Here is a 24342-nt window from a genome sequence, read left to right on the forward strand (position 1 = left end):
TGTACCGCTCCTCGCCGTCCGGCGGCGAGACCATCGCCTACAACGTGAAATCGCCGGATCTGTCCTACGGCTCCTCCGCCTCCGCCGCCAAGCACGGCGCCCCCACCGACACCGCAACCCCGGCACCTACTCCCGAGGCGGCCCCCTCCCCGACCCCGAGCCTGATCCCTACGCCAAGCCTGATCCCTACGCCGAGCCTGGACCCCGCGCCGGACCTGACCTCCCTCGATGGCAGGACCCTCCTCGGCGATTGGGGCGGTGACAGCATCACCGGCACCTCCCGCGGCGATCAGATCAACGGCAAATACGGCAGCGATTTCCTGTCGGGCGGCGATGGCGGCGATGTCTTCGTCTTCGACACGAGGTTGGACAGAAGGCCGAACGTGGACACGATCCGCGATTTCGACACGGCCGAGGACAAGATCGCTCTGGACGACGCCGTCTTCACGGAGCTCTGGTCCGGACCGCTCGGCGCCGACGTCTTCGCCGTCGGCACCGCAAGCGATCACAATGACCACATCATCTACGATCCTTCCTCCGGCCTCATCTCGTACGACGCCGATGGATCCGGATCCGGCGCCGCCCTGGTCTTCGCCAAGGTGAACCCGGGTCTCGAGCTGACCCACCAGCACTTCTTCGTGATCTGACCGAGCGGCCTGCCCGGTTCCTTTCGCCCTTACGCCTCCAGGGCACAGGGAGCACGGACCCTCGGTAAAGAAAGCCCCGCACGGATTCCCTTCCGTGCGGGGCTTCCATCCGCCTGGACGGGCGGATTGCGCCTGCCCCGATCCGACTGCCCATCCGGACATCCTCCGAAAGTACCCGCGGAGCGAGTGAACCGAACGGGACCGGCTCCATTGTCTCGTTAGTGCCTGCCAAGCCTTGCCGCTGGAGCAAGGCCACGGCGTGACGGACGAGGAGGCTCGATGACATCCTACCAGCCTGGCGCGGCGGAGGCCGCTATCGGTCGAATCGAAGCGGCAGAGTGGCTCGACAGCCCTGCTTTCGCCCTCGCCAATGCCGTCGCCCTGCCGCAGCGCCTTGCCGGAACGCCGGGGCGCAGGGCGCGCAATGCCCTGCACGGTACGTGGTTCGGCCACCCCGTCCACCCGATGTTCGTCACCATTCCCATCGGAACCTGGACGCTTGCGCTCGGTCTCGACACGCTGGATGCCATCGGGGTTCGACCGGACGGGGGCTATGGCAGGGCCGCCGATATTGCAGTCCAGGCCGGAGCCGCAGGCGCCGTCGCCGCGGCGGCGACGGGCCTCGCCGACTGGCAGCAGACCCATGGACGCTCCCGCCGGGTGGGCCTCACCCATGCTCTCACCAACAGCACGGCGCTCGGCCTCCAGCTCACCTCCATCGCCCTGCGCCGGCGCGGTCGCCGCAAGGAGGGACGCCTCGCCACCGCCGCCGCCTGGGGCTTCATGTTCGCGGGCGCCTATCTGGGCGGCCACCTCGTCTACCGCCGGCGGCAGGGGGTCGACCAGGCCGACCGCAGCGTGGAGCCACGGGACTTCAAGCCCGTCCTGCGCGCCGCCGAACTGTCGGAGGATCAGCCACGTCGCGTCGAGGTGTGGGACGAGGTGGAGCGCGCACATATTCCCATCGTTCTCGTGCGGCACCGCGGGCGCATCTCCGCCATGGGTGCCCGCTGTTCGCATATGGGTGGCCCCTTGGACGAGGGCTGGATCCTGAACGGCGGCCTGGTCTGCCCCTGGCACGGGTCGCGCTACGATCTCGAGACCGGCCACCCCATGGACGGCCCCTCCACATGCCCGCAGCCTCGCTACGAGGTGCGCGTGCGCGAGGGAGTCATTGAGGTCAAACGGGAGCAGGAGCCCGGCGCGGAGGCGGTGACACCGGACGACATCGAGGAGGCCGCGGATGCGGACCGCTCAATGGAGACGGGCAGCCCTCTCGGCCGCAAGGCGGATGAGGTTCTCTTCGAACACCATCAGCTCCTGCGCAGCATGTTCCGCCGGATCGAGAACATGTCGCCCGACGATCCGCAGCGGCGCGATCTCCTGCGGACGCTCGCCTCCGAGCTCGAGATCCACGAGCACATCGAGGACGAGATCTTCTATCCGGCCGTGCGCCCCGTCAGCGAGGACGTATCGGTGGCTTATGCCGAGCACCAGCAATTGGCGGATCTGCTGGCGGCAACGCTGAAACTGCCGACATCGAGCCCGCAATTCGAGGAGCACCTGCGGGCCCTGCACAAGGCGGTCGACCATCACGCTTCGTCGGAGGAGCACTCGATGTTCATCGAAGCGCAGCGCCTGGGCGAGCGCCGCCTGCGCGAACTCGGCCACGCTCTCGAAGCAATGCTCGAAGAACAGCGGACCTCCCGCTTCCAGCGCGCCTTCCGTGAGCTGAAGATCAGCCTTCTGAAAGAAGTCGGGAGGGAGACTTGAGCCTTTCGGGGCCACCCGGGAGGTTACCCTAAAGACTCACGTGCCAGAACCTGGCACTTCGCCAATATAACATTGGCGTTGCCGTAAGGTTACACGCCCTGGAAAACGCCCCTTGAGAGCGTCGAACGCTCTGGAATCCTAGGTTTCCGGTCTTAAGACCTGTTCCCGCGAGAACAACAATCGAGTCGCGCGGGAAAATTCCGGGGGCAGAATGAGACATCTGAAGCAGGACCTGAACGCCGGCCCGAGTCTGGCTCCGCTGGGGCGCAGGGCCGGTGCCCGCTGGATCGCACCCCTCGGTCTCGCGGCTCTTCTGACCGGCGCCGGACTGGCTCCGGCTCAGGCCATCGTTCTCAACGACGTCGATGCGGCACGGGCAGGCGGTATCGACAACTACTACGACCGCGACAACGTGTTGAACAATGTCGTGTCGATCTTTCTGCCCGGTCAGGCACCTTCTGCACCGGCACGCTGATCAATTCCCGCACGATCCTGACCGCCGCACACTGCGTGGTGAACGGAGAGACCGACAAGATCGATCTCAGGACGACTCCGAACTTCCAGATCCGCTTCGGCGCCATTGCGACCGAAGCCACGGCGCATGACCGGAACGTGAACGGCGCGATTGCCCATCACACGTTCCAACCCAGAGGACACGGAGTCGGGGATATCGCTCTCCTGACTCTCGATGCTCCCGTCACCGCCATCCGGCCGGTCACCCTCGTCGGCGCCACCGATCCCATTCCGCAGAAAGGGGCCCTGGCCGTCATCAGCGGCTACGGCGCCCATGGGACCGGCTCGAACCCGCCGCGCGGTCACTGGAGCGACTACGACGACAAGCGCCGCATCGCGCAGACGAACATCGCGGACTACGAGGTGGAGGAGCCGTGGGGCGTGCACCCCGTGCTGCTGGCCAGTTCCGCAACCCGCTCTCCCCCGGCAACCCCGACGTTTTCGGTCTGCACAAGGACGGCATCCGCGTCCCTGCCCTTCAAGGCAGCCCGGGCCCCGGCGATAGCGGCGGTCCTCTCTTCCTGATCACCGAAGACGGGCTGGTTCAGATCGGCACCGTGATCGGAACCCCGGGCAATCCGGTCACCGGGGACAGCATCCCCGGCTACGGCATCGTCGACGACTGGACCCCGGTGCAGCTCTTCCTCGACTGGATCGCGCAGAACAATCCGCTGCGCCAGGTGGTCTCCTCGGCAGGCTCCTACCGGTGGAGCGACCGCTCCGCCTGGACCGACACCCAGACCGGCGAAGGTGCCCGGCCCGACAATCGCCTCGGCGGATTCCGCAATCTGGGCCAGCCCGGGCGCTATTACGACGTCGTCCTGAACGCCGCCTCCTCGATCACGGTCGATATGAACCCGACGGTCGACGCGGTGACCCTCGATCATGCACAGGCAAGGCTCACCCTGCCCTCCGGTCGTGTGCTCACGACGGTCCTCGGGGCGCGGATCCTTGACGGCACGGCGGAAGTCAACGGCACCCTGAACGCACCCCTCGTCGACCTCTATGGCGGTGCGCTGACCGGTTCCGGCACCATCGCTGGCGACCTGCTCAATGCAGTCGGAATCGTGGCGCCGGGCCGCGCCAACGGATTCGGGCGCCTGACCGTCGGCGGCAGCTTCCGACAGCTTCCGGAGGGCGTCCTGCGCCTGAGGATCGACAGCACCGGATCCGACAGCCTGGCTGTTGCGGGCGAGGCCCTCCTGGGCGGAACGCTTGCCCTGGCAGGATCGAGCGACGGCGTCGATACCGGCCGCGACTACACCCTCGTCACGGCGAACGGGGGCGTGACGGGCCGCTTTGCCCGCGTGACGCCCACCTTCGTCTTCTTCGATTCCGCTCTCGTCTACAGGCCCGATCAGGTGAGCGTTTCGTTCGCCCGCAACGACAAGCCCTTCACGGCAGTCGCAGCGGATGCCAACGACACCGCCGTGGCCGTGGCGCTCGCCGGCCTCGATGCCGGAAACCCGCTCTACCGCGCTTTCCTCAACAGCACCTCGGCGGTCGATGCGCAGGGCGCCCGCGACCTCTTGGCCGGAGAGGCTCACGCCTCCGCCGTCACCACCGCGTACGGCGATGCGTCCCACGTGAAGGGGGCGATCCTCAACCGCCTGCGCACGCCCTTCGCGGCGCCGGCCGCAACCGTTCCCGCGGCCTTCGCGGCCGACCGGCCAGGAGTGGCGCCGCATATGGCTCCCATGCCTTACCCGACCCTCGACCCGCGCCGCTTCGCGCTCTGGGGCCAGGGCTTCGGCGCCTGGGGCAATGCCCGTGCCACCGCTCAGGCGGCAGGTTTCGACACGACCACGGGCGGCTTCATCGTCGGTGCCGAGACGACGCCGGATGTCGGATACCGCATCGGCATCGCCGGCGGCTTCACCCACACGACATTCGATATCGCCGCGCGGTCCGCGGACGGCACGAACGAGAGCGTCTTCGGCGCGATTTATGGCGCCGCCGACTGGGGCGCCCTCTCGCTCCGCCTCGGCGCATCCTATGCCGGTCACGACATCGACGTCACACGGCGGATCTCCTTTCCGGGCTTCGCCGACCAGGCCGGCGCCTCCTACGGCGGCTCCACGGCGCAGGCCTTCGGCGAGATCGGATATCGCCTGAACGTGGCGGGCATCGCGGTCGAACCGTTCCTCGGCGCGTCGATCCTGCGGGTGAACACGGACGGGTTTGCCGAAACCGGCGGAGCGGCGGCACTGACCGGCGCGAGCCGAAGCCACGAACTCGGGACGACCACCCTGGGCGTACGCGCCGAAGCGGCGGTAAGCCCTGAGCTGCCGCTGACCCTTCACGGAACCATCGGCTGGCGCCATGCCTATGGCGATGTGGAGCCGGGCGCGCTCCTGACCTTCCGGGGGGCGATGTGCCGTTCGTCGCGAGCGGCATGCCGGTAGACCGCAACGCCCTCGTGGCCGAAGCCGGGCTGGGCTGAAAGGCATCAGAGGCGATCAGCCTCGAAGTAGGCTATCAGGGCCAGATCGGCGCCCGTAACCAGGAGCACGCCGTCAAGGGCAATTTCACCTGGAAATTCTGAGGTCTGCCCCTGTCGGCTCCGGCGGCATGAGCCGCCGGAGAAGGCCCGTCACGGCTCCGCCTTGAGCTGGGTTCGGAGCCATGTGTCCCCGGGCTTTTCGTAGAATGTCGCGACCGCAGGCGGATCGGCCGGAGGCGCGCAAAGGCCCGCCATCTGCACCAAACCGTAGCCGAAGGTCGCGTCGCGCCCGGGTGCACCGAGATCCTGGGCGGCCCGCTCCAGCTTGGCCTGCAGGTCCTCGATCGTCATTCCCGGATGGGAGGCGAGCGCGAGGGCGGCCGCCGCGGACACGAAGGGCACGGCATAGGACGTTCCGCTCTTCGGAGCGCCTGGTGCTGCGGAACCGGCCGCAAGGATTTCGACGCCGGGAGCAGCAAGGTCGATATAGGGGCCGCGCGTGGCCCGGCGGTAGATGTTGAGCTTGCGATCCACCGCCGTCACGGCGATCACGCCCGGATAGGCCGCGGGATAGGACGGCTCGGCCCCTGCCCCGCCGTTGCCCGCGGCGGCCACGAGAACGATGCCCTTCGCGCGAGCAGCCTCGACCGCCTTCTTGAGAACCTCGTTCGGCGGACCCGACAGGCTGAGATTGATGATCCGGACCTCCCGATCCGCCAGGGCCTCGATGGCCGCCACCAGCGACACCACGTCCGCCCGGTCCGCCACGCCGCGTTCCTTGTGGAATGCATCCACAGCCAGAACCCTGGCCTGCGGAATGAGCCCCGGCGTCCGGCTGCCGGCGCGTCCGACGAGGAGCGCCGCAATCGCGGTGCCGTGGTCACGCGAGGACTTGTCTGAACGGCTGCCCGGCCGGTCCAGAATTTCGATGGCCTGCCCTTTCAGGGCCTCATGGTCCACATCGATGGCGGTGTCGATCAGTCCGACGAGGGGCATTGCGGCTCCGCACCGGCCCACCTGCGGCTGCGCCCAGCCGACGAGCCGGGCGGCCTCGCAATTGGGCCCGATGCAGTCTGCGGCGGCTCCGTCCGGATAGTAGTAGGCATCGAGATCCGCCGACGCCTGCACATTGACCCGCTGCACCGCCCGGCGAGCCTGTGCGAGAGACATGCCCCGGGGCAGCTGCAGCCGGACGACCTGCGGGGCCATGACGCCGCGTGTGCGCGACGAGATCCGGAAGCCGGACGCCGTCAGCCTGCCGAGATCGGAGCCGGAGAGGCCGAGGGCGACGATCGAGCGCGGAGCATGGCGAGGCTTGGCCTCGGCCGCGCCGTTCCGTGCCGTGTCATCAGCCGCAGCGCGGGATGTCTCCTGTCCCCGCCCGATCTGCCTTGGCCCGCCTCCCGCCCGCGGCGTCGGCCGGCTTGCGGCCGGCGATGCTTGGCGATTGCTGCGCTTCGAGGTGCCGGGTTGTTGCTGGTCCCGTCTCGCGGGAACGGAGATCCTGCCTGGATTGGCTACGGCCGGGCGTTGACCGCCGGAGACCGGCCGTCCAATGCCGACCGGGGCACCGGGAGTGCCGTTTCGCGTCGCGGCGCCATTCGCGGGACCTGCTCCCGGAAAGGCGCCGCTCCCCCAACCGCCCGCAGGACCGGCAGTTTCTCCGCGAGATCCGGCGAGCCCCCCGCCGAAGCCTCCTTGGCCACTGTTCCCGAGGCTTCCGCCGGCATTGCCGTAGCCGCCTCCGCCCTGCCCGCCTCCGTTGCCGCGGCCGCCCTGATTTCCATGGCCGCCACCTGCGGCGTTGCCGCCTTGGCCGTTTCCGCCGCCACGACCGCCACCGTTTCCGCTGTTTCCGGCGCCACCGTTTCCTCCTCCAGGGCTGCCGTTTCCGTTCCCGGCATTTCCATTACCGCCGGCATTGCCGCCGCTGGCGCTGCCGCCTGCATTTCCTCCCGGGCTGCCGTTGCCTCCGGCATTGCCGCTGTTCCCGTTCCCGCCCGCGTTTCCATTCCCGCCAGCATTCCCGTTCCCCCCGGAATTTCCGTTCCCGCCGCCGTTTCCATTGCCACCGGCATTTCCGCCGTGGCCGTTTCCACCTGAATTGCCGCTATTGCCGTTTCCGTTGCCGCCGCCATTGCCGTCGGCTCCTCCGGAGTTGCCACCGCCGTTACCGCCGCCATTTCCCGGTCCGGCCAAGGCGGCAGGATTCTTGAGGTGGAGCCCAGGCTCCGGACCTGCCTTGAGCCGGATCTCGAGAGGAAGCGCCGCGACAGCCAAGGCCGCTACGATCGGAAGGTGTCGCCACCAGCACGTCATGAGTTCTTCCTTGCGGCTTGCACGTCGGTGCCGTGGCGCCGAGAACCAGTCGGATACGCAGGACTACCGCTTCGAATGCCCGATCCCTTCGGGACGACCGACGAGCTCCATCGGACGCTTCGATGTTACGCCCCCGTGGCCAGGCGAGACACCTTGTGGATCGGCACGAAACCGAGACTACTCCGATTTCGCAGGCATGTGTAACCCCCACACGCTCCGATGCGCCTCATGGGAGGAAATCACCCCGCCCGGAGACAGCGCACGCGAGACGGAATGGAATAAAATCGAAGGCTGCCCCGTTGTTTTACCGATCGGGCGATGCGGAGCAGAGATGCCAGCGGCCATAGGACAGGAACTTGTGGCACTTCTGCCGCGGCTGAGGCGCTTTGCGCTCGTGCTGTGCCGGTCGCCGGCGCTCGCCGATGACCTTGTCCAAGGCGCATGCGAGCGGGCGCTTGCAAATGCCGACACCTGGGAGCCAGGGACCCGCTTCGATGCCTGGGTGTTTCGCATTCTCCGCAACCACTGGATCGACCAGCTGAGACGTTCGAAGGCTGAAGGCATGACAGAAGACGTGACCGAGCAGAAGCAGATCATAGGCGATTCCGGCGAGGGGCCGGTCCTGAGCAGGCTGCTCCTGGCCGAAGTCCAGCGCGCCATCGACGCGATGCCGCAGGAGCAGCGGGAAGTGCTGGTTCTCGTGTGCGTCGAGGAGCTGGCCTATCGCGAGGCCGCCGAGGTGCTGGGCGTCCCGATCGGAACCGTCATGAGTCGGCTGGCGCGGGCTCGCAAGCGACTTGTTGAAATGACAGAGGCCGCCTGAGGGCCGCTGCCGCCGCGGAGTACCAACCCATGTCACAGCTCCATCTCAGCGACGAGATCCTGATGGCCTTCGCCGACGGCGAACTCGACCCGCCGATGGCCGCCGCGGTCGAACAGGCCATGCTGACCGATCCCACGGTCACGAAGCGTGTGGCCGATTTTCTGCGAAGCCGCAGCCTCACACGCTCGGCCTTGCTCCGGGAGGAGGCTCTCGAAGTTCCCGCCGAGCTGCAGGCTGCGGTCGAGGCCAGGATAAAGGAGTACGAGACCCGGGAGGCAGGGCCAGGGGCGCTTGAGACGAGCAAAGGGGCGTCGGCCGCACCCGGAAGGAGGTGGCGGCTCGGCGGGCTGGCTCTGGCGGCGGGTCTCGCCGCGCTTGCCGTGGCGGGTGCGGGCTATCTCGCGGGACGGCAGGACGCGCCTCCCCCCGCGGGCGGCCTCATGGCCCAGCTGGAAAGCCCTTCGGTCCGGGACGCCCTCAGCCGGACCCCTTCCGGACAGGAAGCGGAAGTGGCGGCAGGGCGGGTGCGCATCATCTCCACCTACCGGTTGGCGGACGGGTCGGTTTGCCGCGAGTTCCGCCTGCACTCCACCCTCGGCACGGCCGACGCGCTCGCCTGCCGAGGTGCCGGCTGGACCGTCAATTTCGCCCTGGCCGGCCCCGGGACGGATTCCGGCTATCAGCCGAGCGGCGCAACGGACCTGATCGATGCCCATCTGCAGAATCTCGGTGCCGGGGAGCCCCTGCTGGACTCCGCCGAGGTGCAGGCGCTCGAAGGCGCTCCCCGGCCTCCGGCTTCGCCCTGAGACGAAATTCGAACGTGCCTGGAATAAGCCGCCGGTCCGATCCGTTCTTGTTCTGCCTGGCTGGCGGAAGAGGTAGAGGATGCGATCGCCGTTGCTTCTGGGGGTCACCGTGTTCTGCGCAGGGTCCGTCGCGACCTTCGAGCCCGCGCGCACCACCGCCGAGCCTCCCGGTCAGGAAACGGTCGAGTTATCGACGGGAAGCCTCGGCGGAGCCACCGATACCGCTCGCATGATCATGGCGGAGCTCTCCTCCGACGAGATGCCGGTTCCTCCGGGATATCTGCCGTCCAGCCGGATCGACGGCCGGATCGCGGCCGGGGAAATCCTGCCGGATTCGGTCCGGCTGCATTTCATCCCCAAACATGAAACCTACCGCTACGCGGTCGTGAACGATCGCTGGGTCATCGTCGACGCCGCGTCGCGCAGGATCGTCTACATCATTCGGTAGCACCGAGGAGGCACGGGACGGAACCAACTGAGTTTTCCAGCACCTCAAGCGAAGGCAGGACCATGTTGATCGACCAAGCCTACCGAACTCAAATCCCTCCGTCGGGTGACGGCACACCGCAGGTGACGACCATCCGAATCTGCACGAATCCGCTCTTGAGCGTCGGCCTGGAGCAACTGCTCTCCGGCACCAGGTTCGCGGTCTGGGAGGACGCGCTCCGCGACACCGCCGACCTGCCGCGCCTTTCCAGCGGCGCGCCCGTTCTCTTCATCGTCGATGGAAAGCGCCCCTCCGACACCCTGGCCGCCATGATCCGCGACCTCAAGGCCCAGCGGCCCGCGGCCCGGGTCGTGGTGCTGGCGGACAGCTTCGACTTCGGCCCGATGGTGGCTGCCTGGACGGCGGGTGCGGACGGCTTCTGCCTGACGACCGTGAGCCGCGATGTGCTCATTCAATCCATCGAGCTGGTGATGCTCGGAGAGACGATCGTCCCGTCGTCCTGGATCCGGTCGGTCCTGGGCGAGAAGCCGGAATACTCTTCTGCGGATCACGCCGCCCAGGACGGCGCCGGAAACGGACGGGCCCCCGACCCGCGAAGCCACAAGCTGTCCCATCGGGAGGTCGAGATCCTGGACTGCCTGAAGGAGGGGGCGCCCAACAAGGTCATCGCCCGGAAGCTCAACCTCGCGGAAGCGACCGTGAAGGTCCACCTCAAGGCGATTCTGAGAAAGATCGGCGTCGGCAACCGCACCCAGGCCGCCATCTGGGCGCAGGACCACCTGCCGGCAAGGGCAGCACCGGAGTGCGTGGCCGACTGCATCCATTGAGAGTGCCTGGCGGGAATGCCCCGACCATGGGCGGAGGCTCATGGCGGGGTTCGCCGCCATGAGGCAGCGGATCAGATATGGATCGCCCGCCCGTAGGCGTCCATGACGCTCTCGTGCATCATCTCGGACAGGGTCGGGTGCGGGAAGACGGCGTGGATCAGCTCCTCCTCGGTCGTCTCCAGGTTCATGGCGATCACGAAGCCCTGGATCAGCTCGGTCACCTCCGCGCCGATCATGTGCGCGCCGAGCAGCTGCCCGGTCTTCTTGTCGAAGATGGTCTTCACCAGGCCGTCCGGCTCACCCAGGGCAATCGCCTTGCCGTTGCCCACGAAGGGGAAGCGGCCGACGCGGATGTCGTAGCCCTGCTCCTTCGCCTTGGCCTCGGTGAGCCCGACGGAAGCGATCTGCGGGTGGCAGTAGGTGCAGCCCGGGATCTTGCCCTTGTCCATCGGGTGGGTGTGCATTCCCTTGATGGTCTCGACGCAGATGACGCCCTCGTGCTCGGCCTTGTGCGCCAGCATGGGCGGGCCGGCCACGTCGCCGATGGCATAGATGCCGGGCACGTTGGTGCGGCCGAGCCCATCGGTCACGACAGTCCCGCGGTCGATCTTCACCCCGAGCTTTTCAAGGCCCAGGTTCTCGATGTTGCCGACGACGCCCACCGCCGAGATCATCCGCTCGGCCTGGATCGTCTGCACGCTCTTTCCATCGTCGATGGTGGCGGAAACGCCGTTCGGGCCCTTCTCGACCTTCGTCACCTTGGTGCCGGTGAAGATCTTGATGCCCTGCTTCTCGAAGCGCTTGCGGGCGAGGCCCGCGATCTCGGCATCCTCCACGGGGAGGATCTGCGGCATCACCTCGACCACGGTCACGTCCACACCCATGGTGCGGTAGAACGAGGCGAACTCGATGCCGATGGCGCCCGAGCCCATGACGATGAGCGATTTCGGCATGGCGGGCGGCACCATGGCCTCGAAATAGGTCCAGATCAGCTTGCCGTCCGGCTCGATGCCGGGCAGCACGCGCGGGCGCGCGCCCGTCGCCACGATGATGTGCTTGGCCGAATAGGTGCCCGGTCCCAGCGCGCCTTTCGGCGCGGGGTGCTGCGGCTGCATGGCGGGCTTCTTGGTGGCCGAAACCACGACCTCGCCGGGCTTGGAGATGGCGGCCTCGCCGAAGATCACATCGACCTTGTTCTTCTTGAGCAGCATGCCGACACCGCCGTTGAGACGGCCCGAAACGCCGCGCGAGCGCTGCACGATGGCGCCCGCGTCGAAGCCGATCCCTTGCGCGGAGAGGCCGTAATCCTTGGCGTGCTGCATGTAGTGGTAGATCTCGGCCGAGCGCAGCAGCGCCTTGGTCGGAATGCAGCCCCAGTTGAGGCAGATGCCGCCCAGGTGCTCGCGCTCCACGACGGCGGTCTTGAACCCGAGCTGCGCGGCCCGGATCGCCGCCACATAGCCGCCCGGCCCGCCGCCGATGACGATGATGTCGTATTGGTCTGCCATGGTGTCCCCACTCGTCATCCCGGCCGAGCAGAGCGAGAGCCGGGATCGCTATTAGGAAAGGCGCCGATCTGATCTTGCGATCCCGGCTCTGCGCTGACGCTCCGGCCGGGATGACACACTCATTAAACCAGCATTCCCATCGGGTTCTCGATGAGCTGCTTGAACGCCGCCAGCAGTTCCGCGCCGAGCGCGCCGTCGACCACGCGGTGGTCGCAGGAGAGCGTCACCGTCATGGCCTGGATCACCGCGGGTGAGCCGTTCTTGACCACGACCCGCTGCTCGCCGGCGCCGACCGCGAGGATCGTGCCCTGCGGCGGGTTGATGACGGCCTGGAAGTTCTTGATGCCGAACATGCCGAGATTCGAGACCGCCGTGGAGCCGCCCTGGTACTCCTCTGGCTTGAGGCGGCGGTTGCGGGCGCGGCCCGCCATGTCCTTCACCTCGGCCGAGATGGCGGTGAGCGTCTTCTGCTCGGCCTTGCGCACGACCGGGGTGAACAGGCCGCCTTCGATGGCGACGGCGACGCCCACATCGGAGTGCTTCATCTTGAGGATGCGGTCCTCGGCCCAGACCGCGTTGGCGGCGGGCACGCGCTGGAGCGCGATGGCCAGGGCCTTGATGACGAAGTCGTTGACCGAGAGCTTGTAGGCGGGCTTGCCGTCCTTGTCCTTGCCGGCCGCGGCATTGATCTGCTCGCGCAGCGCCATGAGCGCGTCGAGCTCGCAGTCGAGCGACAGGTAGAAATGCGGCACGGTCTGCTTGGATTCGACCAGGCGCTTGGCGATGGTCTTGCGCATGCCGTCGAGGGGAACCTCCTCGTAGGTGCCGGCCTCGAACATCGCCTTGACCTGATCGGCCGAGGCGCTGGGCGCCATGACGGGAGGCTGCGCGGCGGCCTTCGCGGCGGGAGCAGGCGCGCCCGGAGCGGCAGCGGCAGCGGCGGGCTTGGCGCCTCCGCCCGCCATGGCGGCGCGAACGTCCTTCTCGACCACGCGGCCATGTGGGCCGGAGCCCTGGATCGATGCGAGGTCGATGCCGGCCTCCTTGGCGATCCGCTTGGCGAGCGGCGAGGCGAAGACGCGGTTGCCCGCCTGCGCCTGCCCTGCCCCGTTGGGCTTCGCTCCGCCTTGCGCCTGAGCCGGACCGCTCGGCGCCTGATCGACGCGGGCATAGGACATGTGGGCGGATTGGTCGCCGGGAATGGTGTTGGCCTGCGGCTGCGGCGCTGCGGCGGGAGCCGCCGGGGCGGGCTGCTGGGCCTGCGGAGCCGGAGCGGAGGCGCTACCACCGTCTGCGGGGGCCTGGACGCTCTTCGGGTCCTCGCCTTCGCCCGCGATGAGCGCGATGAGCTGGTTGACCGGCACGTCGGCGGTGCCTTCGGGCACGAGGATCTTCGCGAGGATGCCCTCGTCGACGGCCTCCACCTCCATGGTGGCCTTGTCGGTTTCGATCTCGGCGATCACGTCGCCGGACTTCACCGTGTCGCCTTCCTTCTTCAACCACTTGGCGAGGTTGCCCTTCTCCATCGTCGGAGACAGGGCAGGCATCAGGATATTGATGGGCATGGCGTTTTCGATCCTGATCGAGAGTTAGAATTCTGGTTGTCGCATTCCCGCATCGGAAAACCGGTATCCGCTTTCCGGAAAATGCTCAGTTGATGGCCTGCGTGGAGCCGGGATCGCTCGGGTCGTCCAGCTCCGCCTGGATGCCGGCGCTGATCTCGGCCATGGCCTCTTCCTCGGAGAAATCGGTTTCCATGGCGTAGACGCGCGCGGCGTGGCGGGCGAGGTCGACGAGAAGCACACCCCAGGTGAACGGATCGTCGAAGGCGCGGCGCAGCGCGACGCTGACCGCGCCATCGACCACCGAAGCCCGCAGGATCTCGATGCCGCCCTTCTCCAGGACGTCAGGGGGAACGTTGAGGGCTTCGAATTTCCGTTCAGTCATATGATGTTACCTGTAGCAAACGGCCTTGGCGGCCTGGACGACCTCCGCGACGCTGGGCAGCGCCAGCTTCTCGAGGTTCGCCGCATACGGCATCGGCACGTCCTTGCCGGTGACGCGGGCGACCGGCGCGTCGAGGTAGTCGAACGCGTTCTCCATGATGCGCATGGCGATTTCGGCGCCGACGCCGGATTGCGGGAAACCCTCCTCCACGGTCACGCAGCGGCCGGTCTTCATGACCGAGGCCACGATGGTGTCCGTGTCCATGGGGCGGATGGTGCGCAGGTCGATCACCTCGGCCTGGATGCCTTCCTTTTCGAGCTCCTGCGCGGCCTTGAGCGCATAGGTCATGCCGATCGAGAAGGACACGATGGTCACGTCCTTGCCCTCGCGGTGGATGCGCGCCTTGCCGATCGGCACCGTGAAGTCGTCGAGCTTCGGCACCGGGAAGGACTGACCGTAGAGGATCTCGTTCTCGAGGAAGATGATCGGGTTCGGGTCGCGGATGGCGCTCTTGAGCAGGCCCTTCGCATCGGAGGCCGTGTAGGGCGCGATGACCTTCAGGCCCGGGACGTTGGAGTACCAGGCCGAGAAGTCCTGGCTGTGCTGCGCCGCCACGCGGGCCGCAGCGCCGTTGGGGCCGCGGAACACGATGGGCGCGCCGAGCTGGCCGCCGGACATGTAGAGCGTCTTGGCCGCCGAGTTGATGATCTGGTCGATCGCCTGCATGGCGAAGTTGAAGGTCATGAACTCGACGATGGGACGCAGGCCCGTGAAGGCCGCGCCGACGCCGACGCCGGCGAAGCCGTGCTCGGTGATCGGCGTGTCGACGACGCGCTTGGCGCCGAATTCCTGCAGCAGCCCCTGGGTGACCTTATAGGCGCCCTGGTACTCGGCCACCTCTTCGCCCATGACGAAGACGTTCTCGTCCTTGCGCATCTCCTCGGCCATGGCGTCGCGAAGGGCCTCGCGGACGGTCATGGTGACCATCTCGGTGCCTTCGGGAATTTCCGCCATGGCGTCGTGGGAGGTGCGGCTCTGGATGATGTAGGGCGTGGCGGGCTCGGCGACGGGACGGTCCGAATCCGTGCGGGCGTCGGGCGCCGGCCGGTCGGCCATGCCTTCGGCCTGCATGTCCGGAACGGGAGCCTGCTGCGGAGCGCTCGGCCCGGGCGCGGGCGGGGCCTCGCCTCCCCCTTGCGCCGGCGCTCTCGAGGCCGCAGCGGACACGTCCTCGCCCTCGCCCGCGAGAACCGCGATGGGGGTGTTCACGGCCACGTTGTCCGTGCCGTCGGTGACCAGGATCTTGGCGAGGACGCCCTCGTCGATCGCCTCGACCTCCATGGTCGCCTTGTCGGTTTCGATTTCGGCCAGCACGTCGCCCGGCTTGACCTTGTCGCCTTCTTTTTTCAGCCATTTGGCCAGTTTGCCCTGCTCCATCGTCGGGGAGAGGGCCGGCATGAGAATATCGATCGCCATGGAAGACTCGTGTTCTTTGTCGCTGCGGCGAAAAGGGGGGAGCGGCGCGACAAGCGCCGCTTGGAGCTGATTAGAGCAGGATGTCCGTGTAGAGCTCCGACGGATCAGGCTCCGGATCGTGCGTGGCGAACTCGGCGGCCGCGTTCACGATCTCGCGCACCTGGCTGTCGATGGCCTTCAGCTCGTCTTCGGACAGCTTCCAGCTCTCCAGGAGACGGCGGCGCACCTGCTCGATCGGATCGAACTCCTCGCGCATACGGGTCACCTCGTCCTTCGTGCGGTATTTCGCCGGGTCGGACATGGAATGGCCGCGATAGCGGTAGGTCTGCATTTCGAGGATGTAGGGCCCCTTGCCGGAGCGGGCATGCTCGATGGCGCGCTGACCGGCGGCGTAGACCGCGCGGACATCCATGCCGTCCACCTGCTCGCCGGGGATGCCGAAGGACAAGCCGCGCTTCGAGAAGTCCGTCTGCGCCGAAGCGCGGTTGACGGACGTGCCCATGGCGTAGCGGTTGTTCTCGATCACGTACACGACCGGCAGCTTCCAGAGCGCCGCCATGTTGAAGCTCTCGTAGACCTGGCCCTGGTTGGCCGCGCCGTCGCCGAAATAGGTCAGGCAGACATTGCCGTTCTCGCGGTAGTGGTTCGCGAAGGCGATGCCGGTACCCAGCGACACCTGCGCGCCGACGATGCCGTGGCCGCCATAGAAATGCTTCTCCTTGGAGAACATGTGCATGGAGCCGCCCTTGCCCTTGGACAGGCCGCCGCGGCGTCCGGTCAGCTCGGCCATGACGCCCTTGGGGTCCATGCCGCAGGCGAGCATGTGGCCATGATCGCGGTAACCGGTGATGACCTGATCGCCCTCGCGGGTCGCCATCTGCATGCCGACCACGACCGCTTCCTGGCCGATATACAGGTGGCAGAAGCCCCCGATGAGGCCCATGCCGTACATCTGTCCGGACTTCTCCTCGAAGCGCCGGATCAGGAGCATGTCATTGTAGGCCGAGAGGTCCTGGTCCTGGTCGAATTGTGGGGTGTTAGGGGCGGCTTTTCGTGCCGTGCCTTTGTTGGGAGTGGTCTTGTTAGCCGCGCCAGAAGCAGCGCGACCGGCCTTGCGAGCAGCAACAGCCATCGGGTCCTCCGAAGGGTTTCCTCGACGAAAGTTGTAGCGCAGTCGATACCGGAAAGCGAGAGGGACCGAAGAGTGATTCAATACTACAGTAAATCGGCTAACTATATGACAGACGGAGATTTTTTTAGATAAACTCGAATCAAGTTAACTGGAAAATTCGGGATAAACCGCTAAGGGCCGGTGATGATGACGAGATCGTTGCGGTGCACACGTCCCAGCATGACCCGGGCCCGCTCCTCCAGCAGGTCGCGGTCGATCTGGTCGCTGCGCAGCAGGGCGATGCGGCGCTCCCAGTCGGCCCGCTCGGTCTTGACCGCGTCGAGTTCCCGCGTGAGCTCCTCGGCCTGCGCCTCGTACTGCTGCCGTGCCTCGATGCCTCGGGCGCCGCTATGGGCATGGTGGACGAAGTAGCCGACCACGGCCGCTGCGATGCTATAGAGCACCAGCGGGATCAGAATTCGTCTTGCGCGCCTACGAATGACCATGGGGGAAGCCTTGCCCGATCAGGGACGGTGACCGGAGAGGAATCCTTACACCGCCATGGTTAAGGAGGAGTTGAGAACCATCCTGAACCGATGAGGCTCGGCCCCGCCAGGGCGGATCGAACGACCTGCGCTCTCGCGACTTCGGCATGAGGGAGCCGGCAAGGCTGCAAGCAGTCTCGCCAAAAGAAAAGGGCCGCCTCCGGTGGCGGCCCTTCCCCAAGGAATCTCAGGCTCGGTTTCAGGCCAGCGCCTTCAGCGCGGCCCGGCCAGCATAGCGCGCCTGCGAGCCCAGCTCCTCCTCGATGCGGATGAGCTGGTTGTACTTGGCGAGCCGGTCGGAGCGGGCAAGCGAGCCGGTCTTGATCTGCCCGCAATTGGTGGCCACCGCGAGATCCGCGATGGTGGAATCCTCGGTTTCGCCGGAGCGGTGGGACATGACGGCCGTGTAGCCGGCGCGATGGGCCATGTCGACGGCCGCCAGCGTCTCGGTGAGGGAGCCGATCTGGTTGACCTTCACCAGCAGCGAGTTCGCGATGCCCTTCTGGATGCCTTCCGACAGGCGGTTCACGTTTGTGACGAAGAGATCGTCGCCCACGAGCTGGCACTTGGACCCGATGAGGTCGGTCACGGCCTTCCAGCCCTCCCAGTCGTCCTCGGACATGCCGTCCTCGATGGTGGCGATGGGATAGGCGGCGACGAGCTTGGCGAGGTACTCGGCTTGCTGCTGCGGGTTGAGCTTGCGGCCGTCGCCCTCGTAGACATACGCACCGTTCTTGAAGAACTCCGTCGCGGCGCAGTCCAGGCCGATGACGATGTCCTGTCCCGGCTTGTAGCCGGCCTGCTCGATGGACTTCATGATGAAGTCGAGGGCCGCCTCGGCGGTCGGCAGGTTCGGCGCGAAGCCGCCCTCGTCGCCCACATTGGTGTTGTGGCCGGCGTCCTTCAGGGCCTTCTTCAGGGTGTGGAAGATCTCGGAGCCCATGCGGACCGCCTCGGAAAGCGTCGGCGCGCCCACGGGCATGACCATGAATTCCTGGAAGTCGATGGGGTTGTCCGCGTGGGCGCCGCCATTGATGATGTTCATCATGGGAACCGGCAGGACGCGGGCCTGCGTGCCGCCCACGTAGCGGTAGAGCGGCAGGGCCGAGGCGTCGGCCGCAGCCTTCGCGACCGCCAGGGACACGCCGAGGATGGCGTTTGCGCCGAGGCGGGACTTGTTCGGGGTGCCGTCGAGCTCGAGCATCGTCTCGTCGATGGCGATCTGTTCCTCGGCGTCCATGCCGCCGATGGCGTCGAGGATCTCGCTGTTCACCGCCTCGATGGCCTTCAGCACGCCCTTGCCGAGATATTTGGACTTGTCGCCGTCGCGCAGTTCCACCGCCTCGTGGGCGCCGGTGGAGGCTCCCGAGGGAACGGCGGCGCGGCCCAGGGAGCCGTCTTCCAGGGTCACATCCACCTCGACGGTGGGGTTGCCCCGGCTGTCGAGGATCTGGCGAGCGTGAACGTCGATGATCGCGGTCATGAAACGGGCTCCTGAAGGCTGCGAGGCGGGAAGGTGCGGCCTCACGTCATGAAGTGGCTTATTGACCGAAAACCGGAGGTGGGCAAGGACGAGCCCCAGATTCACCGCAGCCATCCCAAGGACATTTCCAGTGACGGATATCCCTCTCCAGCTCGGCCAGGCGAGCGCCCTCCCCCGTTCCCCGGAGGAAGCCAAGCTCGACCGGGTGCCGAACCCGCACCCCGACACCGACTATCTCGCCCGCTTCACGGTGCCCGAGTTCACCTCCCTCTGCCCGGTCACGGGCCAGCCGGATTTCGCGATTCTCGTGATCGACTACGTGCCGGGCGAATGGCTGGTCGAGTCCAAGTCCCTGAAGCTCTACATGCACAGCTTCCGCGACCACGGCGCCTTCCACGAGGATTGCACGGTCTCCATCGGCAAGCGCCTCGCGGAGCTGCTGGAGCCCCGCTACCTTCGCATCGGCGGCTATTGGTATCCGCGCGGCGGCATTCCCATCGACGTGTTCTGGCAGACCGGCGAGATGCCGAAGAATCTCTGGCTGCCCGACCAGGGCGTCGCGCCCTACCGGCCCCGCGTCTGAGGCATCGGCCGCGTCAGGACGAAGGCGGCTGTCAGTCCCACGCCCAGAATGACCACGGCCGCCACTCCCGTGGAGGCCGTGAGACCGATGCCCCGCAGGCCCACGCCCATGACGACCACGCCAAGGGCCTGCCCGCAGAAGAACGAGAAGGCATGGAGCGCCACGGCCGAGGCGCGCGCCTGCGGCGCGACCTCGGTCACCTGGGCCTGGAAGGTGTTGTGGAGCATGTAGAAGCCCAGCCCCATCAACAGCAGGGCCGCGGCGTCGAGCTTCCAGTCCCCGCCGAAGCCGAGGACCACCAGGGCCGAGGCGGCGAAAAGGCCGCCGCCGATGAGGATGCGGCCGATCCCGAGACGCCGCAGCATCCAGGTGACGAGGATCGAATAGACCAGCCCGCCGACCGCGAAGCCGCCGATGGCGAAGCCGGCCTGGGTGGGCCCTCCGCCGCCCCGCTCCTCCAGCAGGGGCGCGATGTAGGGGAAGATGCCGAAGACCGCGAGGGATTCCACGAAGACGAAGCCGAACAGGGCGAGCGCCCGTGGATTCGAGAGGATGTCCCGGTAGCGCCGCAGCGCCTTGGCCATGTCGAAGGCGCCGCCCGGAGCCGCCCGGCGAAAGCCGATGAGGGTCGCGGCCAGGGCGACCGCCATCATGGCGGTGGAAAGGGCGAAGACGCCGCGCCACCCGACGAGCTCCGCCAGCAGCCCCGCGAAGGAGGAGCCGGCGAGCTGGCCCACGATGATGGCGACGAGATAGCGGCTGAGCGCCACCTGCCGCTGGGCCATCTCCACCCGGTCGCCGATGAGCGCGATGGAGAGCGGCACCGCCCCGCCCGCCGCCGCGCCGGCGACGATGCGCAGCACGAAGAGCGTGGTCGCGTCGGGCGCGAAGAACGAGAGGCCCAGCGCCAGGAACAGCAGCGACAGGGCCACCTTCATGACCTGCTCCTTGCCGAGCGCGTCGCCGATGGGCCCGAGGATCGGCTGGATGAAGGCGTAAGGCATGGCGAAGGCGGCGGAGAGGAGCGCGATGGTCTGCGGATCGGTGTTCAGGTCCCGGGAGATCACGCCGACCATGGGCTCGACCGCGCGGGAGGAGAACGTGCCCGCAAAGCCGCTCGTGCCCAGGATGAGGATCAGATTACGAGGAGACATGGCGCCCGGTTCTGGAAGGCTCGTCGGAGCCTGAGCTTCCATATCACGGCTTCCCGCCCGGACGACAGCCAGCGCTGCAGACCTGCCCCCCGAGTGGGGCATGGAACCGGCGCAATGCCGGACCTCAGGCCCGCCCGTTCTTCGCCAGCGCGTCGAAGGCCTTGAGCTGGGCGAGCAGCCCCTCCAGCTCCCTGAGCGGCACCATGTTGGGGCCGTCCGAGGGGGCCTTGTCCGGGTCCTGGTGGGTCTCGATGAAGACGCCCGCGACGCCGACCGCGACCGCCGCCCGGGCGAGGACCGGCACGAATTCCCGCTGTCCGCCGGAGGTGGCGCCCTGGCCGCCGGGCTGCTGCACGGAATGGGTGGCGTCGAAGATGACCGGCGCCCCGGTCCCGGCCATGATCGGCAGGGACCGCATGTCGGAAACCAGCGTGTTGTAGCCGAAGGAGGCGCCGCGCTCGGTGAGCATCACGTTCGGGTTGCCCGCCGCCGTGATCTTCGCCGCCACGTTCGCCATGTCCCACGGGGCCAGGAACTGCCCCTTCTTCACGTTCACCACCCGGCCCGTCCTGGCGGCGGCGAGGAGAAGGTCGGTCTGGCGGCAGAGGAAGGCGGGGATCTGGAGGATGTCCACCACCTCGCCCACGGGGGCGCATTGCTCGTTCTCGTGAACGTCGGTGAGGACCGGAAGGCCCAGGCTCTCCTTGACCTCCGCGAAGACCGACAGCGCCTTGTCGAGCCCGATGCCGCGCGCGCTCGAGATCGAGGTGCGGTTCGCCTTGTCGAAGGACGACTTGTAGACGAGGCCCATGCCGAGCCTCCCCGCCATCTCCTTGAGCGCCGAGGCCATTTCGAGCGCGTGCTCGCGGCTTTCCATGGCGCAGGGCCCGGCGATGATGCTGAGCGGCAGGTGGTTGCCGAACCGGACGGAGCCGGCCTCGACGGTGGCGGAACGGGATTGCGTATCGGTCATGGGGCGTCACTAGCCTGTTTGGGAGCGGACGAAAAGCGTTTCCCTGTCACTCCCTCACGGAGCACATCAGAACGTCATCGCCGAGGCGTTGATGATCCCGGCGGAGAGCGAGGCCGCTCCGAGGAAGAGCGCCGCCGCCATTTCCCCTGCGGCAATGCGCTGGGACAGGTTCGGCATCACGATGCGCACGAGCCAATAAACCAGGATCTGCACCACGAGGGCGACGAGGCCCCAGAGCAGGCAATCGACGATGGTCTGCGCGTGCACGATGGCGCTGGCGAGCGGCAGCGCGAAGCCCACGAGGCTGAAGCCCAAGGCCGTGGCGGCCGAGATCACGTTCTGGCGGATCAGCGCGAACTCGTTGTGCATGGTCGCGAGCGTGTAGACCGCGAGGTAGAGCGCCACGAGCACCGTCGCGACGACGAAGAAGACGAGAAAGCTGGCGAGATCGGCCAGGTAGTTCATGACGGTAGCCCCCGAAGACTTTTTGGTTTGTCGGCGAATCGGCCCGATACTACGTTGCTTCGAACGCGATCGCGACGCCGAAAGCGGCGCTGGCCGGCACCACGATGCGGCTGCCGATGTGCTGATACGGGATTTCGGCCGCATCCAGCCACCGCCCCTGCCGGCCGATATCCTCCACGCGGACGGAAAAGGCCGCGAGCGACGGCTGCGCAGGATCGACCTCCACCGAGCCGTAGACCTCGGCCGCGTCGTCCGGTGTCATCACATCGAGATGCGCCCCCTTCAGCGGGAACGAGACGTCCCTGTCGGCGACCCGGCGCGGCTCCGATCCCGTGAAGGCAGCCAGGAAATCGGCATGGCGCTGGGGCTCCGGCGCCGCGAAGGCCACGGCGGCGATGTCCACCGCCTTGTTGTCGTGGCGCTGGAATTCCGGGTTCCAGAAGTTCTCCGGAAAATGGTGCTGGCACACGAAGAAGCTCGCCTGCGGCGCCGCCTCGCTGCGGGCGAAGGCCAGGGTGAAGGCGACCTGGGTCGGCGTGCCGTCCGGCCTGCGCCCCCGGCGCTCGAAGAAGAAGGGCTCGAAGGCGCCGATCCCGCTCTCGGCGAAAGCCCGCGCATCGGCCTCGGCATCGCCGCTGTCGAGAACGAGCATCGCCAGCCCCTGGCGCTGTTCCAGGTAATCCCGCAGGAAGGCCCCGAAGCTGAACCGGCCCTCCTCGTGCGGCGGGATCTCCGCCCCCTCCCCGAGCGCGATCAGCTCGATGAACGAGGATTGCAGCTGCACCAGCCGGTTCTCGGTGCCCCAGGGATGGCGGTTGCGCGCCCCGACCTGAAACCCGAGCCGCTGATAAAGGCTCGACGCCTCGTCGAGATCGTGAACGGCGACGACGAGGTGGTCGATGCGGCGCTGCATGGAGGGCCTTTTCCTAAGGGAACATACCTTTTTCCAGCCATAGCCCGGGCACAAGGCGCGGGACAAGCCATGATGTGGCCGGGGCGGCGAGTTTCCAACGGGGAATCAGGGGGTTGGGCGGGACAGCCGCCAACTTCAGCACACGTGGCGGGCTGCAGAGATGAATTACTCAATCCGCCAAGCACCATGGAATGCCTCCCCTAACAGGGAGTTGTTCGAGCCCTGGCGGCTCCTATAGTTATACGCAACGTAATCTTATTAGGCCGCCCTTGCGTTTAACTGCTAACGACTTGCCTCCCTAGGAACTTAGCCACAGAGGAACCGCAAGCATAAACGTTGAGGCGCAACAATCCGCGAAGGAAAGCTCCGATGCCTACAAACTATACTCCGGTCAACACCACGACCACGGCCCAGGGCGACCATGCTTTCGACATTGCAACCGGCGATACCGTGCTGGTTCTACCCGATATCGAACTGAAAGCAGAAGGTCATGACGCAAATGGCATAAATTCTACAGGCACGGATAACCATCTGATCATTCGCGGGACAGTATCATCGGTGCTCGGAGATGGCATCGTCTTGGGTGGTGGAAGCAGCATCAGGGTTCAAGAGAATGGTCTAGTGTCCGGCGGCCGATATGGAGTTAGCATTTCAGGTAGCGGCGGTACATTGTGGAACTCTGGTGAAATACGAACTGAGGCTGACGCGCGCACCGCAGTCATTGTAAACATGACCTCCACCCGAGATCAGTTCACATTCTTCAACAACGGAACGGTTGAAGGTAACCTCACTGTTATTACAGGGACAGGGACTATCATCAACACAGGGCTGATCATAGGTCGTGTGGCCTTCCTTGACGATAACCTCGATCCTTTTGGCAAGAACGACACATACGATGGTCGAGAAGGACAAATTCAGGGCTCGATCTTTCTCGGGACGGGAGATGACCGAGCTTATGGCGGGGCCGGTTCCGAGACGTTCGACGCTGGTGCCGGCGATGACTTGGTCGATGGCGGCGACGGGATCGACACGCTTCTCTTTACGGGGACGAACCTGAGTGCGTTAACGATAGATCTGCGTCTCACTGACTGGCAGAATACGGGGGAGCTAGGTCGCGACAAGTACCTTAATATCGAAAATATCACGTTTAACGGGCAGGATTCTCCAGCCAACCTCACTGGCAATAGCCTTAATAACATTATTGCCGGAGGAAACGGGCGAGACACTCTTGAGGGCTGGCTTGGAAATGATGAGCTCAATGGACGAGGCGGCGCAGACACGTTATCGGGCGGAGATGGCAATGACACGCTTATTGGCGGCCATGGAAACGACGTGCTGGATGGCGGCACAGGCCAGGACACTGCCGTCTTCTCCGAAAACGAAGCTGACTACGACATCATCCGCAACACCGACGGCACCATCACCGTCGCTCACCGCAACAACGGCCAGGATGGCACCGACACCCTGACCAACATCCGCTTCGCCCGCTTCGAGGCCGAGAACAAGACCGTCGCGCTCATCAACAGCGCTCCCATCAGTCTGGCGCTCTCCGGTGCCGCTGTGGCCGAGAACGCCGCCGACGCCC

22 protein-coding genes and 2 pseudogenes are annotated in these 24342 nt (G+C 66.6%); 11 read left to right on the top strand and 13 right to left on the bottom strand.

Features of this window, described 5'->3' with window-relative positions; genetic code table 11:
* The 5 genes and pseudogenes from ACFOYU_RS17040 to ACFOYU_RS17060 all read left to right on the top strand — a co-directional run.
* Positions 1 to 647: pseudogene (locus tag ACFOYU_RS17040) on the top strand (hypothetical protein); the annotation flags it as partial.
* 279 nt (positions 648 to 926) lie between these two features.
* Positions 927 to 2420, top strand: coding sequence for a DUF2231 domain-containing protein (locus ACFOYU_RS17045; protein WP_377034526.1), 1494 nt, complete (start codon positions 927 to 929; stop codon positions 2418 to 2420).
* A 211-nt stretch (positions 2421 to 2631) separates the two neighbouring features.
* Positions 2632 to 2895: a hypothetical protein gene (locus tag ACFOYU_RS17050; RefSeq protein WP_377034527.1), complete on the top strand. Its 264-nt coding sequence runs from the start codon at positions 2632 to 2634 to the stop codon at positions 2893 to 2895.
* Positions 2895 to 3161 (top strand): annotated as a pseudogene (locus ACFOYU_RS17055) (trypsin-like serine protease); the annotation flags it as partial. The gene ACFOYU_RS17050 and the pseudogene ACFOYU_RS17055, both read left to right, overlap by 1 nt.
* Positions 3162 to 3307: 146 nt before the next feature.
* Positions 3308 to 5338 (top strand): autotransporter outer membrane beta-barrel domain-containing protein, encoded by a 2031-nt coding sequence (locus tag ACFOYU_RS17060; protein WP_377034528.1) that lies wholly within the window; start codon positions 3308 to 3310, stop codon positions 5336 to 5338.
* A 188-nt stretch (positions 5339 to 5526) separates the two neighbouring features.
* Here the strand turns inward: ACFOYU_RS17060 and ACFOYU_RS17065 are convergent, their stop codons facing one another.
* Positions 5527 to 6585, bottom strand: coding sequence for a S8 family serine peptidase (locus ACFOYU_RS17065; RefSeq protein WP_377034529.1), 1059 nt, complete (start codon positions 6583 to 6585; stop codon positions 5527 to 5529).
* A 308-nt stretch (positions 6586 to 6893) separates the two neighbouring features.
* Positions 6894 to 7559 carry a hypothetical protein gene (locus ACFOYU_RS17070; RefSeq protein WP_377034530.1) on the bottom strand — a complete coding sequence of 222 codons (666 nt, stop codon included), beginning with the start codon at positions 7557 to 7559 and terminating at the stop codon, positions 6894 to 6896.
* Positions 7560 to 8026: 467 nt separating this feature from the next.
* Between ACFOYU_RS17070 and ACFOYU_RS17075 the strand changes: the two genes are divergently transcribed.
* The 4 genes from ACFOYU_RS17075 (at position 8027) to ACFOYU_RS17090 (ending at position 10599) form a co-directional block, all read left to right on the top strand.
* Positions 8027 to 8518, top strand: coding sequence for an RNA polymerase sigma factor (locus ACFOYU_RS17075; protein WP_377034531.1), 492 nt, complete (start codon positions 8027 to 8029; stop codon positions 8516 to 8518).
* Positions 8519 to 8547: 29 nt separating this feature from the next.
* Positions 8548 to 9324, top strand: a complete 777-nt coding sequence (locus ACFOYU_RS17080) for an anti-sigma factor family protein (RefSeq protein ID WP_377034532.1) — start codon at positions 8548 to 8550, stop codon at positions 9322 to 9324.
* A 79-nt stretch (positions 9325 to 9403) separates the two neighbouring features.
* Positions 9404 to 9772: a DUF1236 domain-containing protein gene (locus ACFOYU_RS17085; protein WP_226741073.1), complete on the top strand. Its 369-nt coding sequence runs from the start codon at positions 9404 to 9406 to the stop codon at positions 9770 to 9772.
* A 62-nt stretch (positions 9773 to 9834) separates the two neighbouring features.
* On the top strand, positions 9835 to 10599 hold the full coding sequence (locus ACFOYU_RS17090) for a LuxR C-terminal-related transcriptional regulator (protein WP_377034533.1): 765 nt from the start codon (positions 9835 to 9837) through the stop codon (positions 10597 to 10599).
* Between the two features lie 71 nt (positions 10600 to 10670).
* Here the strand turns inward: ACFOYU_RS17090 and lpdA are convergent, their stop codons facing one another.
* The 7 genes from lpdA to eno all read right to left on the bottom strand — a co-directional run bounded on the left by lpdA (position 10671) and on the right by eno (position 18669).
* Positions 10671 to 12107, bottom strand: a complete 1437-nt coding sequence (lpdA, locus tag ACFOYU_RS17095; protein WP_226741071.1) for a dihydrolipoyl dehydrogenase — start codon at positions 12105 to 12107, stop codon at positions 10671 to 10673.
* Between the two features lie 122 nt (positions 12108 to 12229).
* Positions 12230 to 13672, bottom strand: coding sequence for a pyruvate dehydrogenase complex dihydrolipoamide acetyltransferase (locus tag ACFOYU_RS17100; protein WP_377034534.1), 1443 nt, complete (start codon positions 13670 to 13672; stop codon positions 12230 to 12232).
* Positions 13673 to 13757: 85 nt separating this feature from the next.
* On the bottom strand, positions 13758 to 14054 hold the full coding sequence (locus tag ACFOYU_RS17105; protein ID WP_226741069.1) for a DUF5076 domain-containing protein: 297 nt from the start codon (positions 14052 to 14054) through the stop codon (positions 13758 to 13760).
* A 6-nt stretch (positions 14055 to 14060) separates the two neighbouring features.
* Entirely contained in the window at positions 14061 to 15530 is a 1470-nt protein-coding gene (locus tag ACFOYU_RS17110) for a pyruvate dehydrogenase complex E1 component subunit beta (RefSeq protein ID WP_226741068.1), read from the bottom strand.
* A 70-nt stretch (positions 15531 to 15600) separates the two neighbouring features.
* Positions 15601 to 16662 (bottom strand): pyruvate dehydrogenase (acetyl-transferring) E1 component subunit alpha, encoded by a 1062-nt coding sequence (pdhA, locus tag ACFOYU_RS17115; protein ID WP_226741067.1) that lies wholly within the window; start codon positions 16660 to 16662, stop codon positions 15601 to 15603.
* A gap of 170 nt (positions 16663 to 16832) precedes the next feature.
* Positions 16833 to 17147 (bottom strand): septum formation initiator family protein, encoded by a 315-nt coding sequence (locus ACFOYU_RS17120; RefSeq protein WP_226741066.1) that lies wholly within the window; start codon positions 17145 to 17147, stop codon positions 16833 to 16835.
* A 238-nt stretch (positions 17148 to 17385) separates the two neighbouring features.
* Entirely contained in the window at positions 17386 to 18669 is a 1284-nt protein-coding gene (gene eno, locus ACFOYU_RS17125) for a phosphopyruvate hydratase (protein ID WP_226741065.1), read from the bottom strand.
* A 130-nt stretch (positions 18670 to 18799) separates the two neighbouring features.
* Here eno and queF point away from each other — a divergent pair, with 130 nt between their 5' ends.
* On the top strand, positions 18800 to 19252 hold the full coding sequence (gene queF / locus ACFOYU_RS17130; RefSeq protein ID WP_377034535.1) for a preQ(1) synthase: 453 nt from the start codon (positions 18800 to 18802) through the stop codon (positions 19250 to 19252).
* On the opposite strand, the gene ACFOYU_RS17135 is transcribed toward queF, so the two are convergent.
* From ACFOYU_RS17135 to ACFOYU_RS17150, 4 genes are all read right to left on the bottom strand, one after another.
* Positions 19234 to 20406 carry an MFS transporter gene (locus ACFOYU_RS17135; RefSeq protein WP_377034536.1) on the bottom strand — a complete coding sequence of 391 codons (1173 nt, stop codon included), beginning with the start codon at positions 20404 to 20406 and terminating at the stop codon, positions 19234 to 19236. The genes queF and ACFOYU_RS17135 overlap by 19 nt on opposite strands.
* A 124-nt stretch (positions 20407 to 20530) precedes the next feature.
* Positions 20531 to 21379, bottom strand: a complete 849-nt coding sequence (gene kdsA, locus ACFOYU_RS17140) for a 3-deoxy-8-phosphooctulonate synthase (RefSeq protein ID WP_377034537.1) — start codon at positions 21377 to 21379, stop codon at positions 20531 to 20533.
* A gap of 66 nt (positions 21380 to 21445) precedes the next feature.
* Entirely contained in the window at positions 21446 to 21844 is a 399-nt protein-coding gene (locus ACFOYU_RS17145; RefSeq protein WP_226741061.1) for a DUF350 domain-containing protein, read from the bottom strand.
* Positions 21845 to 21893: 49 nt separating this feature from the next.
* Positions 21894 to 22757 carry a VOC family protein gene (locus ACFOYU_RS17150; RefSeq protein WP_377034538.1) on the bottom strand — a complete coding sequence of 288 codons (864 nt, stop codon included), beginning with the start codon at positions 22755 to 22757 and terminating at the stop codon, positions 21894 to 21896.
* Between the two features lie 369 nt (positions 22758 to 23126).
* Between ACFOYU_RS17150 and ACFOYU_RS17155 the strand changes: the two genes are divergently transcribed.
* Positions 23127 to 24342, top strand: a 1216-nt coding sequence (locus ACFOYU_RS17155) for a calcium-binding protein (RefSeq protein WP_377034539.1), incomplete at its 3' end; no start/stop codon positions are given.

The organism is Microvirga sp. GCM10011540, from assembly GCF_042650665.1.
Lineage (GTDB): Bacteria > Pseudomonadota > Alphaproteobacteria > Rhizobiales > Beijerinckiaceae > Microvirga > Microvirga lenta.